Annotated in this window: 8 protein-coding genes; 3 read left to right on the forward strand and 5 right to left on the reverse strand. The window is 70.2% G+C overall.

What is annotated here, in order from left to right; genetic code table 11:
* Window positions 1–78 precede the first annotated feature (78 nt).
* Window positions 79–2,220 (forward strand): acetoacetate--CoA ligase, encoded by a 2,142-nt coding sequence (locus AC08OV_RS09165; RefSeq protein WP_476619540.1) that lies wholly within the window; start codon window positions 79–81, stop codon window positions 2,218–2,220.
* A gap of 198 nt (window positions 2,221–2,418) precedes the next feature.
* Here AC08OV_RS09165 and AC08OV_RS09170 read toward each other — a convergent pair whose 3' ends face one another.
* Window positions 2,419–3,687 carry a sigma-70 family RNA polymerase sigma factor gene (locus tag AC08OV_RS09170; protein ID WP_476592079.1) on the reverse strand — a complete coding sequence of 423 codons (1,269 nt, stop codon included), beginning with the start codon at window positions 3,685–3,687 and terminating at the stop codon, window positions 2,419–2,421.
* 587 nt (window positions 3,688–4,274) lie between these two features.
* On the opposite strand from AC08OV_RS09170, the gene AC08OV_RS09175 reads away from it, so the two are divergent.
* A complete protein-coding gene (locus tag AC08OV_RS09175) occupies window positions 4,275–5,612 on the forward strand; it encodes an amylo-alpha-1,6-glucosidase (protein WP_476613603.1) in 1,338 nt (445 codons plus the stop codon).
* 76 nt (window positions 5,613–5,688) lie between these two features.
* Here the strand turns inward: AC08OV_RS09175 and AC08OV_RS09180 are convergent, their stop codons facing one another.
* From AC08OV_RS09180 to AC08OV_RS09190, 3 genes are all read right to left on the reverse strand, one after another.
* Window positions 5,689–9,582: a vitamin B12-dependent ribonucleotide reductase gene (locus AC08OV_RS09180; RefSeq protein WP_476619541.1), complete on the reverse strand. Its 3,894-nt coding sequence runs from the start codon at window positions 9,580–9,582 to the stop codon at window positions 5,689–5,691.
* A gap of 322 nt (window positions 9,583–9,904) precedes the next feature.
* Window positions 9,905–10,450, reverse strand: a complete 546-nt coding sequence (gene nrdR / locus AC08OV_RS09185; protein WP_476613600.1) for a transcriptional regulator NrdR — start codon at window positions 10,448–10,450, stop codon at window positions 9,905–9,907.
* A gap of 338 nt (window positions 10,451–10,788) precedes the next feature.
* Window positions 10,789–11,175, reverse strand: a complete 387-nt coding sequence (locus AC08OV_RS09190; protein WP_476592083.1) for a LysM peptidoglycan-binding domain-containing protein — start codon at window positions 11,173–11,175, stop codon at window positions 10,789–10,791.
* A gap of 304 nt (window positions 11,176–11,479) precedes the next feature.
* On the opposite strand from AC08OV_RS09190, the gene lexA reads away from it, so the two are divergent.
* Entirely contained in the window at window positions 11,480–12,250 is a 771-nt protein-coding gene (gene lexA / locus AC08OV_RS09195; protein ID WP_476613599.1) for a transcriptional repressor LexA, read from the forward strand.
* A gap of 65 nt (window positions 12,251–12,315) precedes the next feature.
* On the opposite strand, the gene hflX is transcribed toward lexA, so the two are convergent.
* Window positions 12,316–13,725, reverse strand: a complete 1,410-nt coding sequence (hflX, locus tag AC08OV_RS09200; RefSeq protein ID WP_476619545.1) for a GTPase HflX — start codon at window positions 13,723–13,725, stop codon at window positions 12,316–12,318.
* Between the last annotated feature and the right edge of the window lie 9 nt (window positions 13,726–13,734).

Below are 13,734 nucleotides of genomic sequence, written 5' to 3' on the forward strand. Positions count from 1 at the left end.
CGGTGGTGTCGGTGACGAGGATCCGGAGCCGTCGATGAGGCACGTAGATCTGCCCGGAATGGCCTAGGGTCAGTGCCCGTGGCAGCAGACCGAGTGACACCGGACTATACGGCGAGGGAGGACGGGCGGCAGCCGGCCGGCCGTGGTGGTGGGCCGGTGGCTGCCGGCACGCCGCTGTGGGAACCGCCTCCCCGTCGGATCAGCCAGGCCGCGGTGACCAACTACCGCGCCTGGCTCGCTGCCGAGCGGGGGGTTGAGCTCGCCGACGACACGCGCCTGTGGGAGTGGTCGGTTACCGACCTGGACGCGTTCTGGGAGTCGATCTGGGATTTCTGCGCGGTCGAGGGGGACCGCGGCACCGGTCCGGCGCTCGCCGACGCGGCGATGCCCGGCGCGGTCTGGTTTCCCGGTGCCCGGGTAAACTACGCGGAGAACGCGCTCACCCGGCGCGGGCCAGCTCCGGCCGTCATCGCCGTACGCGAGGACGGTGCCACGGCCGTGGTGTCCTGGGACGAGCTGCGCCGGCAGGTGGCGAAGGCGGCGGCGGGACTGCGGAGCCTGGGTGTCGCCGAGGGTGATCGGGTCTGCGCCGTGCTGCCCAACACCGTCTACGCGATGGTGGGGATGCTGGCCGCCGCCAGCATCGGCGCGGTGTGGTCGTCATGCTCGCCGGAGCTCGGCCCGACGGCCCTGCGCGCGCGGTTCGGCCAGATCGACCCGAAGGTCCTGATCGGCGTTGACGGCTACAGCTTCCGCGGGAAGAGCTACGACACCCTCGCCGCCCTCGCCGCGCTCGCCGGCGACCTGCCGGGACTCGGGGCAAGCGTGATCGTGCCGTACCTGTGGCCGGACGCGCTCTCCCGGGCCCGGGCCGCGGGGCTACCGGGACTGCTCACCTGGGACGAGCTGATGGCTTCGGAGACCTCCGAGCCCGAGTTCACCCGGGTCGCCTTTGACGCGCCGCTGTGGATCCTCTACTCGTCCGGCACGACCGGCCCCCCCAAAGCGATCGTGCACGGCCACGGCGGCATCCTGCTGGAGCACCTGAAGTCGCTGGCGTTGCACCTCGATCTCGGTCCGGACGACCGGTTCTGCTGGTTCACCACGACCGGCTGGATGATGTGGAACTACCTGGTCTCCGGTTTGCTCGTCGGCGCGACCGTCGTGCTCTACGACGGAGCGCCCGGCTACCCGGCGCTCGGCACCCTGTTCGGTCTGACGGAGGCCCTGGAGCTCACGTGCCTGGGCACGTCCGCGGGCTACCTGCAGGCCTGCGAGGACGCCGGGCTGGTCCCGCGCGAGTTCGCCGATCTGTCCAGGCTGCGCACCGTCGGATCGACCGGATCGCCACTGTCCGCAGCCGGCTATGCCTGGGTGTACGAAGCGGTGAGCCCGACCGTGATGCTGTCGTCAATCAGCGGTGGCACCGACGTCTGCACGGCGCTGGTGGCAGGCCTGCCAACGATGCCGGTGCGGGCCGGGGAGATCGGATCGCGCGCGCTGGGCTGCGCGGTGCGCGTCTTCGACGAGGCCGGCGAGGAGGTCGTTGACGAGGTCGGTGAGCTCGTCGTGACCGCGCCGATGCCGTCCATGCCGCTGTGCTTCTGGGCCGACCCGGACGGCGGCCGGCTGCGGGAGAGCTACTTCTCCGTCTACCCCGGCGTCTGGCGCCACGGGGACTGGGCGAGGATCACGCCTACCGGTGCCGTCGTCATCCAGGGACGTTCGGACGCGACGTTGAACCGCGGCGGCGTCCGGATCGGCACCAGCGAGCTCTACAGCGTGGTCGAGCGGGCCCCCGGGATCGCAGACAGCCTCGCGGTCGACACCGCGGACGAGCGCGGGCACGGCGAGCTGCTCCTCTTCGTCGTCCTCACCGAGCCCGGCCTGACCGATGCGGTGGCCGCCCGGCTGCGCGAGGTTCTGCGCGCCGAACTCAGCCCACGCCACGTCCCCGACCGGATCATCGAGATCACCGAGATCCCTCGGACCCACACCGGCAAGAAGCTCGAGGTACCGGTGAAGCGCCTGCTCGCCGGAACCGCCCTGGACGAGGCCGTGAGCCTCGACTCGGTCGCCAACCCCGATGCCCTGCTGCCCTTCGCCGCCGCCTCGGCCCGGTCCCGGCGGTCGGCGCCGGAGCCGAGGACGGGAACCACGCTGGAACCCGGCACCGGATCCGGCGAGGAGGCCGAACCCGAGGCCGAACCCGGAGCCTGATACGGCAAAGCCGGATCTTCGCCCGGCAAAAACGAAGATCCGGCTTTCATCGATCACGCGATCATGGCGTGACCGCCATGATCGCGGTACTCCTGTCTTCCACCCCCGTGCACCTGTGCCGCACTGTGCACCTGTGCGGCACTGTGCACCCGTGCACGTGCCCCGCGGACCCGACCGGAGGTGCGTTCGCCCGATCGATCAGTCGAGGAACTCGCGCAGCCGACCGGCGACGGCGGGCTTGCGCAGCTCCCGAAGCGTGTCCCGCTCGATCTGACGGATGCGCTCACGGGTCAGGCCGAGCCGGTTGCCCACCTCGGCGAGGGTGTGCTGCTTGCCGTCGGCGAGACCGAAGCGCAGCCGCATCACCTCGCGCTCCCGCGGGCTCAGGCCACCGAGGACGTTATCGATCTCGTCCTGCATGGCGCCGTAGGAGGCGGCGTCCGCCGGGGAGGTCGCGTCGGAGTCCTCGATGAAGTCGCCGAGCACGGAGTCGCCGTCGTCGCCGACCGAGGTCTCCAGGCTGACGGTGTCCTGCGCATACCGGCGCAGCTCCACCACCTGCTCGATCGGCATGTCCAGCTCGAGGGCGAGCTCCTCGTCGGTCGGCTCACGGCCGAGCGTGGAGACGAGCTGGCGCTGCAACCGGGTAATCTTGTTGATCTGCTCGACCACGTGGACCGGGATGCGGATCGTCCGCGCCTGGTCGGCGAGCGCCCGGCCGATGGCCTGGCGGATCCACCAGGTTGCATAGGTCGAGAACTTGTAGCCCTTGGCGTAGTCGAACTTCTCCACCGCGCGGATAAGGCCGAGGTTGCCCTCCTGGACCAGGTCCAGCAAGGTCATCCCGCGACCGCTGTACTTCTTGGCGACGGAGACCACCAGCCGCAGGTTCGCCGAGACGAGCTGCTGCTTGGCGGCATGGCCGTCCTTGACGAGCAGACCGAGGTCACGACAAAGGTCGGCGGGCAGGTCGGGGACGCTCTCGAGCTTGTACTCGGCGAACAGGCCCGCCTCGACCCGCTTGGAGAGTTCGACCTCCTGGGCGGCGTTGAGCAGCGGCACCTTGCCGATCTCGCGCAGGTACATGCGTACGAGGTCGGCGGTACCCGCGTGTTCGGCGGTGGACCGGCTGGCGGCGGTGGCGTCATCGCTCGCATCCTCCTCGTCGAGGAGTTCGACGCCAGCGGCGTTGATGCGCGCGATGAGAACGGGCAACAGTTCGATACCGAGGTCCGCGGACTCGAGCGCGTCACGCAGCTCGGAGCGGCTGATCTCGCCGGCCTCGCGACCACGGGCGATGACCTCGGCCACCGCGCCCGCGTCGAGCTCGTCGGTATCGTCGGGAACAGCGGCCAGCGAACGGCTGGGAGCGGTGCGGACAGGAGGAGCGGCCCGACGGGCGCGCCGCGGGCTGCGCGGGCGGTTGTCATCGGTGCGCTCGGCAAATTCCAGAGCAGGCAGCGTCATCAGTGGCAAATCCGATGGTCGGTGCGGGTGGGTCGTCTCGTTCTGTGCACGTGGGAGGTAACGAACGAAGACGCGGAACCATTCCCCGTGCAGGCACACCCGGACATCAGCGATCGCCGGGCCTACCAAGCAGTGTAGACCCTAGCCCTCGAGACGCTGCACTCGCTGCCGCGAAGACTACCTGGCAGATTCCGCCCTGTGGCGCGAACCGCGAACTCTCCTGAGCTTCTCCAGTGGCCGCGCACCCTGCGGATCAGGCCAGCGACAACCATAAGCAACAGGTACATTACTCATCGTAGAAGTTTTTTGTGTTCTGCCATCCGTGCCATATTTTCCGACGATCACCGGTCGGTGCTAACCCGTAACGGTAGTCGGCAAGCCGACACCCGCGACCCGGCCCCGGGCTCTCCACCGAGACGGAACGACCGGCGGGCCGACGCGGGCGCCGCCGACGCCGCCCCGGTGCCCACCCACGCCACCCGGTGCCGCCCCCACGCCGAGGCACTCGAGAACGGCGATTCCGTTAGGCGGGCCACACCCGACGGGCCCTGCCTCTGTGCACAGCGTGTAACCGCTACTCTCACACGATGTCCGTCCCCAGCCTTCCCGCAGACCTGGCGGCACTACGGGAAACCGCGATCGACGTGCTACGAGACAACGACCTCGGCGACATCACCCGGCCCTCCCCGACGCTCTACCCGCACCAGTGGCTCTGGGACAGCTGCTTCATCGCGATCGGACTGCGCCATCTCGACCCGGGACGGGCCGCCAAGGAGGTCCTCTCGCTGCTGCGAGGCCAGTGGCCAAACGGCATGATCCCCCACGTGATCTTCGCGGAGACCTCGGACTTCTATCACGCCGGTCCGCAGCGCTGGCGCTGCGACCGGGTGACCACAACGGCCGGCGGAGTGCAGAGCACGGGGGTCACCCAGCCGCCGATGATCGCCGAAGCCGCCGTCCGGATCGCCGCCATGATGACGCCATCCGCCCGCGACGCCTTCTACCGCGCGTTGCTCCCCGGCCTGCTGCGCTTCCATACGTGGCTCTACCTCGAACGCGACCCCGACGACGACGGTCTCGTCACACTGGTCCACTCCTGGGAGTCGGGGATGGACAACACGCCGGCCTGGATGGAGATCACCAGACCGGCGGCTCCGCTGGGGGTGCGGGCACTGCGCCGGATCAACGGCGGCGACGCCATGGACGCGCTGCGGCGCGATTCCAAGGAGGTCCCCCCCGACGAGCGGCTCACCTCGGGAGACCTGTTCACGCTCTACCGGATCGTGCGTGAGCTGCGGCGGGCGCACTACAACTTCCGCGAGATCCGCCGGACCATCGTCCCCCTCGTCCAGGACGTCGCCTTCAACGCGATCCTCATCCGGGCCAACGAGCACCTCACCGCCATCGCCGCCGAGATCGGCCAGACCATCCCCGCCCGGTTGCGGCGGTCCATGCACAGGACGCGCGAGGCGATCGAGCGGCTCCACACCGACGGCACTTACTACAGCCGCGACTTCCGGACGGGAACGCTGCTGCGCCACGAGACGATCTCGGGGTTCCTGCCGCTCTATGCCGGGGTCGTGCCCGAGGACCGGGTCGACGAGATGGTCAAGACGCTCACCTCACCGCGCTACTGGTCTCGGTTCGGCATCGCGAGCGTGCCGCTCGACGACCCGGGCTTCCTTCCCCGGTGTTACTGGCAGGGTCCCGTCTGGGTCAACATGAACTGGCTGATCGCCGACGGGCTGGAGCGTTACGGCCGGCTCGACGCCGCGGAGAACCTGCGCCAGAACACGATCGACATGATCGCCTCGTCCGGGGCGATGTTCGAGTACTACTCACCCCTCGACGGTTCCGGCGCGGGCAGCAACCGGTTCTCCTGGACCGCGGCGCTCCTGGTCGACCTCCTCGCCGCCGAGCGCTGAGCCACACCGCCGAGCGCTGTCTCGGACCGGGCACCCGGTCGGACCGGGCACCCGGTCGGACCGGCCGCTGCGACGCCTAGCTGCAGCCGCTGGTCGAACCGCACTGCTCGCAGACGTAGCAGCTACCGGCTGGCCGCATGGTCACCCCGCAGGTGAAGCAGAGCGGAGCATCGACCACGGTCTGCGCGACGAGCGACTCACCGGGCGGTGCCAGCCGCAACTCCCGTGCCACGTACGCCGGGCCGTTCCCCACCGCCGGACCGGGCGGGACGCCCGGGTCACCCCGATCGGCGACGGAAGCCGAGGATCCGGTCACCGCGGCCCCCTGGGATCCGGCCGGGTCGTCGATCCCGGCGGGCTGCGCCGGTCCCGCGCCGGCCGCCACGGCCGGCGCGGGACCGTAGTGACCCGCGACCCGACGGGCCCGGTCGGCCGCGGTCGAGATGCCGAGTTCGGCCCGCTGATCGGCGTCGAGATAGTCGAGCGCGAGGCGACGGAACAGATAATCCATGATCGACTGGGCGATCCGCACGTCCGGGTCGTCGGTCATCCCGGCCGGCTCGAACCGCATGTTGATGAACTTGCTGACGTACGCCTCCAGCGGCACGCCGTACTGCAGGCCGATCGAGATGGCGATCGCGAACGCGTCCATCACGCCCGCCAGGGTGGACCCCTGCTTCGACATCTTGATGAAGACCTCACCGAGGCCGTCGTCCGGGTAGGAGCCGGCGGTCAGATAACCCTCGGCCCCACCGACGGAGAAGGACACCGTCCGCGACGGGCGGGTCTTCGGCAGCCGGCGGCGCACCGGCCGGTACTCGACCTCCACCGGGGCGGTCCCGGCGGAGCCGGCGGTCCCGGCGGAGCCGGCGGAGCCGGCGGTCCCGGCGGAGCCGGCGGTCCCGGCGGAGCCGGCGGTCCCGGCCCCGTCTCCCGTGCCAGCTGGGGTGGCGGCCAGCTCGGCGGCCTGCTTCGCCCCCTTGACGTCGGTCAGCGGCTGGCCGACCTTGCAGTTGTCCCGGTAGATGGCGAGGGCCTTCAGACCCAGCCGCCACCCTTCCAGGTAGATCTGCTCGACGTCGGCGACCGTGGCGGTCGAGGGCATGTTCACCGTCTTCGAGATCGCGCCGGAGAGGAACGGCTGTACCGCGGCCATCATGCGGACATGGCCCATCGGGGAGATCGCGCGGTCCCCGATGGCGCAGTCGAACACCTCGTAGTGCTCTGGACGCAGGCCGGGAGCGTCGATGACGTGCCCGTGCTCGGCGATGTACTCGACAATCGCCTCGATGGTCTCCTCGGGGTAACCAAGCGCCTGCAGGGCCGCCGGGACCGTCTGGTTCACGATCTTCATGCTGGCGCCGCCGACCAGCTTCTTCATCTTCACCAGGGCGAGGTCCGGCTCGATGCCGGTGGTGTCGCAGTCCATCGCCAGACCGATCGTGCCCGTCGGGGCGAGCAGGCTGGCCTGCGCGTTGCGCCATCCGTGCTTCTCACCGACGGTCTGCGCCCGGGCCCATTCCCGGGACGCGGCGGCGAGGACCCGGGAGTCCTCGGCGTGCACGCTGCGCACCGCGTCGTTCGCGGCGGCATGCTTGCGCATCACCCGCCGGTGCGCGCCCGCGTTGCGGGCGAAGCCGTCGTAGGCGCCGACGATCCCGGCGAGCTCGGCGGAGCGCCGGTAGGCGGTGGCCGTCATCAGCGAGGTGATCGATGCGGCCAGCGCCCGGCCGCCGTCCGAGTCGTAGGCCCGGGCGCTGGCCATCAGCAGGGCACCGAGGTTGGCGTAGCCGATGCCGAGCTGTCGGTAGGCCCGGCTGACCCTGGTGATCTCCGGCGTCGGGAAGTCGGCGAAGCAGATCGAGATGTCCATCGCGGTGATGATCAGCTCGACCGCCGCGACGAACGCCTCGGCGTCGAAGCTGCGGTCCGGGCGCAGGAACTTCAGCAGGTTCAGCGAGGCCAGGTTGCAGCTGGAGTTGTCCAGGTGCACGTACTCGCTGCACGGGTTGGAGGCGCTGATCCGGCCGCTCTCGGGGCAGGTATGCCAGTCGTTGATCGTTCCGTCGTACTGGATGCCGGGATCGGCGCAGGCCCACGCGGCCTCGGCGATCGTGTGGAACAGCCCGCGGGCGTCCACCGTCTCCAGGACGCGGCCGTCGAGGCGGGCCCGCAGGTCGAAGCCGCCGCCGTCGACGACCGCCCGCATGAACTCGTCGGTCACCCGGACGGAGTTGTTGGCGTTCTGGTACTGCACGGAGGCGATGTCGCGGCCGCCGAGATCCATGTCGAAGCCCGCGTCCCGCAACGCCCGGATCTTGTCTTCTTCCCGGGCCTTCGTCTCCACGAACTCGACGATGTCGGGATGATCGACGTCGAGCACGACCATCTTCGCCGCCCGCCGGGTCGCGCCACCCGACTTGATCGTACCCGCCGAGGCGTCGGCGCCGCGCATGAAGCTCACCGGCCCGGACGCGGTGCCCCCGGAGGACAGCAGCTCCTTCGAGGACCGGATGCGGGACAGGTTGAGCCCGGCCCCGGAACCCCCCTTGAAGATCAGCCCCTCTTCCCGGTACCAGTTCAGGATCGACTCCATGGTGTCGTCCACGGAGAGGATGAAGCAGTTGTGCACACGTAGGCCGGCGGAGAGGTACTCGCCGCTGTCGGTCTGGATGTCGTAGACCGGCATCGGCCCGCGTGGCTCAATGCGCTCGATCTGCAACCGCTTCACCGGCTCCGCGGCCCGGCCGGGCTGATCGAACGACGCCTCCAGCTTCGCGGCCTTCACCGGGTCGAGGAAGCCGATCTCGTCCGCGAATGTCCGCCGGTCACCGGCGTTCTGAATGCCCAGGCTCCAGAGGTCGTGGCGGTCGGGTCGCGGATCCGCCTCGCGGCGTACCCGCGCGAAGATGCCGAACCGGGCGAGCAGGCCCTGCACCCCGCGAATGAGGCCCTCGCTGATCATGTCCAGCCCGATCAGCGTCGAGCGCTCCCGGCGGGACACGTAGCCATCGGCCTGGAACAGGCTGCGCAGATAGGCCGCGACAACGGGCAGCGGAGCGTCATACAGCCAGGTCGGCACAGTCATCGCCTCGATGGTCAGCGAGGCGTTCGTACCGGCGTACCGACCAACAAAACCGTCCGCCTGCAGCCGGCCCGCGAGCGCCGCCTCGGCGATCTCCCGTGAGGTGATCTCACCCTCGCCAGGGGCGATGGTGCGATGCCACTCGAGGGTGTCCCCGGCCCGCAGCGTGCCGGCGGGAACAAAGGCCCCGGCACCCGCGGAGGTGCTCCGCCACACCAGATGATCGGCGGTGACGTCGAGCGCGTGACCGGCCTTCGTCCAGATCCGCAGGACGTCCTTGACGCCGTTGGACTTGGTCGCGATCACCTGGGTCAGACCGTGCGCGTCGAAGACCTTCGTCCCCACCGCGTCCTCCTCCACCAGGGCGCCGATGGGAACCAGACCGGACGGCGTGCTGACGAGGGCATCATAGGGCTGGCACGCCGAGACCTGCTGCGGCGCGGGGGTTCCCACGTTGAACCAGACCGGCGAGTTGAAGCTGAAGACCTGGTGGAGCAGCATCCAGGCCAGTTCGTGCTCGAAGATCTCGGCGTCGGTGCCCGAGGCGAAGTAGCCGTGCTCGCGGCCGGCCGCGCCGTAGGCGTGCACGACCCGGTCGATCAACTGCCGCAGCGACCACTCCCGCCCCGGCGTGCCGGGCGCCCCGCGGAAGTACTTGCTGGTAACGATGTTGGAGGCGTTCACCGACCAGAACTGCGGGAACTCCACTCCCCGCTGCTCGAAGTTGACCGAGCCGTCCCGCCAGTTGGTCATGACGACGTCCCGGGACTCCCAGGTGACCTCGTCGTACGGGTGGACGCCGGCGGTGGTGCGTGACCGCTGGATCTTCAACCCACTCGCTTTCGCCGCTGACCTGCTCGGCTTCGTGCCGCGGCTGTCGGTCATGACGCTCCTCGTCTTCACTCGTCAGCTTCAACCTTCAACAATGTGTTGTGGGCATCCCCGCCCCGGGCCGCCGCCAGCGGACGTCGGGACGGTGCGGGGCCGGGCCTCGGCGCACGGCGGTGCCCGCGGGGACGAGCACGCGCACGGCGAACACGCATGACGAACGGCACCAGCCAGGTCGAGCCGGGCCGCAGGTGTGCCGTCCGGGAGGTCCGCGGTCCTCGCACGGCCGCGACGCGGGATGTCACCCATCGCCGGCGGGACCGGGCCGGCACGACGAACCAGGGCGATGTAGGACGCTTCCGGCCGGGTGGTCCCGGCCCTACCTGCTATGTACCTGCTGGGTGCCGGTCACCGGCGAGGCATCGACGGCGCCGCGCGGGACCGGTCGAGCTGGTCCATCCCGCGTGGTGGGAGGTCCGGCGGCCTCGGAGCGCAACGCGACGATCGCGGATTCGAAGTCGGTCAACGACTCGAAGGCCAGATACACCGAGGCGAAGCGGAGATAAGCCACCTCGTCGAGCTCACGGAGCGGACCGAGGATCGCCCGGCCGATCGCCTCCGCGGGCACCTCCGCCGACCCCGACGAGCGGACGGCATCCTCTACCCGCTGCGCCAGAAGCGCGAGATCATCATCCCGCACCGGCCGGCCCTGGCAGGCCTTGCGGACACCGGCGATGACCTTGGCCCGGCTGAACGGCTCGGCCGCCCCGCTGCGCTTGCGAACCTGAAGGGACGCCTCCTCCATCGTAGTGAACCGGCGACCGCAGGACAGGCAGGACCGCCTGCGGCGGATCGCCGAACCCTCCTCGGCCTCCCGACTGTCGACGACGCGACTGTCCGGATGCCGGCAGAACGGGCACCGCACGCGCTACGCCTCCTTCGCCCGCGCCGGAGCCGACCGCCCCGGACCGGGGACGACGGGACACCGTTGAGGACCCGGCATCCACGCCGGACGGACCACCTTGTGGATGGACCGCCAGCTCCCCGTGGAAGACCTGTGGAACAACCTGTGGGTGACTTACACCCCGGTAAGCACCAGATGTTGTGTCCAAGGTAGCGCACGGCCCCAGAGATGGGGACAGCACCCCCGTATGGTCCGTGTGGTCCGCACCGCACGCGGCACCGCACGTGGACGAAAGACGACGGTGCGCGAGCCCCCGCGCCGAGACACTCGTGGACCCGGGAAGCCGGGGAAGCCGGGCGTCAGGGAAGGAGTAACGACTGGCCCGGGGTGATCAGTGGCGACCGCAGGTGGTTCAGCCGCATCAGCCGGTCCACCACGACCCGGGTGTCGGCGCTCTCGTCGAGCGCCACCGCCACCGCCCACAGCGTCTCCCCCGGCACGACCAGATGGCGCCGCGGCGCCTCCGCGGCATCCGGCCCGGCGATCGACACCCCAGGCATGATCATGATTGCCACCGCCACGACAACCGCCACGACAATCGATACCACCACCACCCGACCCCGCCGGGTCAGCCGGAGCGGCGGGGGTGCGGGCGGGCGACCCGGCGGGTATCCCGCCGGCCGGCGACCCGCCCGGTCCCTGGCCGTCGACAGGTCGACGACCCGCGCCCTGTGTGCGGATCCCATGGCACCCTCCCGTTCCGACGACACCGAACGCCGAAGATCGAACCTTCGTTCGATCGAACGCGTGGTCGATTGTCGCATCGGGAACCGGAAACCGCCAGGAACACGCTCGAACAGACGTTTGAGATTCTGCGACCCGCCGGTTACCGTCGAGTCGATCGGGTGTGAACCGGGCGGTTTCCCTCGGTCACGGACGGCGGCGAGTCGGTGGGTGACGGCTTCCGGAGCGGGACGGTCCGCCGTGCGGCCACCGGCCGGCCGGTGGCCGCACGGCGGAAGAAAAACGCGACGAGGAGAGCGGTAAGCGATGACTAGCCAAGGCAGGGGTACGCGCCGGGGCGGAACCCGCGGCAACGTGCGAGCCTTTCCCGAAGGCCCCGCGGACGCGGGCCTGACCCCCCGGCAGCGCAAGGTGCTGGAGGTCATCCGGGCCGCGGTGGAGCGGCGCGGATATCCGCCCAGCGTGCGGGAGATCGGTGAGGCGGTCGGCCTCACCAGCACCAGTAGTGTGGCTCACCAGCTCAAGGTGCTCGAGGAGAAGGGCTACCTGCGGCGGGACCCGAACCGCCCGAGAGCGATGGAGGTGCTGACCGTCGAGCACCCCCGGCGACGCGCGGATGTGGGCGCGGGCGCGACGACGGTGGCGGGCACGATTCCCATCGTCGGTGAGGCGGCGCCGGGCACCACCGAAGGAAGCAAGTCGGACGCGGCCTACGTGCCGGTGCTGGGCCGGATCGCCGCCGGTGGCCCGATCCTGGCCGAGCAGGCGGTCGAGGACGTCTTCCCGCTACCCAGGGAGATCGTCGGCGAGGGCACTCTGTTCCTGCTCCGGGTCGTCGGCGACTCGATGATCAACGCGGCGATCTGCGACGGTGACTGGGTGGTCGTCCGCCAGCAGCCGGTCGCGGACAACGGGGAGATCGTCGCCGCAATGATCGACGGGGAGGCGACGGTCAAGCGTCTGCGGGTTCGGGCCGGCAAGATCTGGCTACATCCGGAGAACCCGGCCTTCGCCGACATCCCCGGTGAGGATGCGACCATCCTCGGCCGGATCGTGGCTGTGCTCCGCAGGGTTTGATGTGGATCGGCCGGCCGCCCGTCGGGCGGCCGGCCGGGTTGCCTCGCGTCTGATCGCTCCTGGGCTCAGGCCCGGTAGGCGTGCAGCTCCGCCGCGAGTCCCGAGGAAACCCGGGCGGACAGCCGGGTACCGGTCTCAGTGTGCTCCATCGTGAGCACCTCGCCGTTCGCGTGCACCCGGGAGACCAAGTCGCCCCGGGTGTAGGGCACGAGCACGCGCATCTCCACGTCGGGATGCGGCACCCGGGCACAGAGCGCGTCGACCAGCGCGGCCAGCCCCTCGCCCGTGCGTGCCGAGACGAACACGGCGTCCGGGGCGAGCTGGCGCAGCCCCGCGACGACCGTCGGCTCCACGGCGTCCACCTTGTTGACGACGATCAGCTCGGGAACGCCGCCCGCGTCGATGTCGTTGAGAACCTCGCGCACGGCGGAGATCTGCGCGGCCGGATCCGGCGATGATCCGTCCACAACGTGCAGGATGAGATCGGCATCGGCGACCTCTTCCAGCGTCGAGCGGAACGCCTCGACGATCTGATGCGGCAGATGCCGGACGAATCCGACGGTGTCGGTCAGGGTGAAGGCCCGGCCGTCCGGCAGGGTCGCCCGCCGCACGGTCGGATCGAGGGTGGCGAACAGCGCGTCCTCGACCAGGACACCCGCGCCGGTCAGCCGGTTGAGCAGCGACGACTTACCGGCGTTGGTGTAACCGGCGATCGCCACGCTGGGGACCTCGCCCCGCCGCCGGGCGGAACGCTTGGTCTCCCGCACGGTCGTCATCGCGGCGAGCTCGCGGCGCAACCGCGCCATCCTGGCCCGCAGCCGCCGACGATCGGTCTCGATCTTCGTCTCACCGGGACCGCGGGTACCGATGGGCGCCCGGCCGCCGCCACTGGCCGCGGCCCGCGACATCGACTCACCCCACCCACGCAGCCGGGGCAGCATGTACTGCAACTGCGCGAGCTCGACCTGGGCCTTGCCCTCGCGAGAGGTCGCGTGCTGGGCGAAGATGTCCAGGATGAGGGCCGTCCGGTCGATGACCTTTACTTTGACGACCTCCTCCAGCTGCCGCAGCTGACCCGGGGTGAGCTCGCCATCGCAGACCACCGTGTCCGCGCCGGTCGCCGCGACGACCTCGGCGAGCTCGCGGGCCTTGCCCGAACCGACGTAAGTCGCGGCATCCGGCCGGTCGCGACGCTGCACGAGCGCGTCGAGCACCACCGAACCGGCGGTCGTGGCGAGCGCCGCGAGCTCCGCCATGGAGCTCTCGGCCGACCGCGGGGAACCCGACGTCCATACGCCGATGAGGACGACACGCTCCAGCCGCAGCTGCCGGTACTCGACCTCGGTGACGTCGTCGAGCTCGGTGGCGAGACCGGGAACCCGCCGCAACGCGGCGCGATCCTCCAGGTCGAAACCGTCCCCAGAATCGTCGAAGAAGTTCGGCAGGTAAGACGGATCGGCATCGGTCAGCTTGATGAGGGATCT

This window comes from Frankia sp. CeTa3Moorea (assembly GCF_978021225.1).

Excerpts from the sequence above, each read along its gene's own strand:
- AC08OV_RS09190 (WP_476592083.1), bottom strand. The coding sequence starts at position 11,175 with ATGGGATCCGCACACAGGGCGCGGGTCGTCGACCTGTCGACGGCCAGG.
- lexA (WP_476613599.1), top strand. The coding sequence starts at position 11,480 with ATGACTAGCCAAGGCAGGGGTACGCGCCGGGGCGGAACCCGCGGCAAC.
- AC08OV_RS09170 (WP_476592079.1), bottom strand. The coding sequence starts at position 3,687 with ATGACGCTGCCTGCTCTGGAATTTGCCGAGCGCACCGATGACAACCGC.
- AC08OV_RS09175 (WP_476613603.1), top strand. The coding sequence starts at position 4,275 with ATGTCCGTCCCCAGCCTTCCCGCAGACCTGGCGGCACTACGGGAAACC.
- AC08OV_RS09180 (WP_476619541.1), bottom strand. The coding sequence starts at position 9,582 with ATGACCGACAGCCGCGGCACGAAGCCGAGCAGGTCAGCGGCGAAAGCG.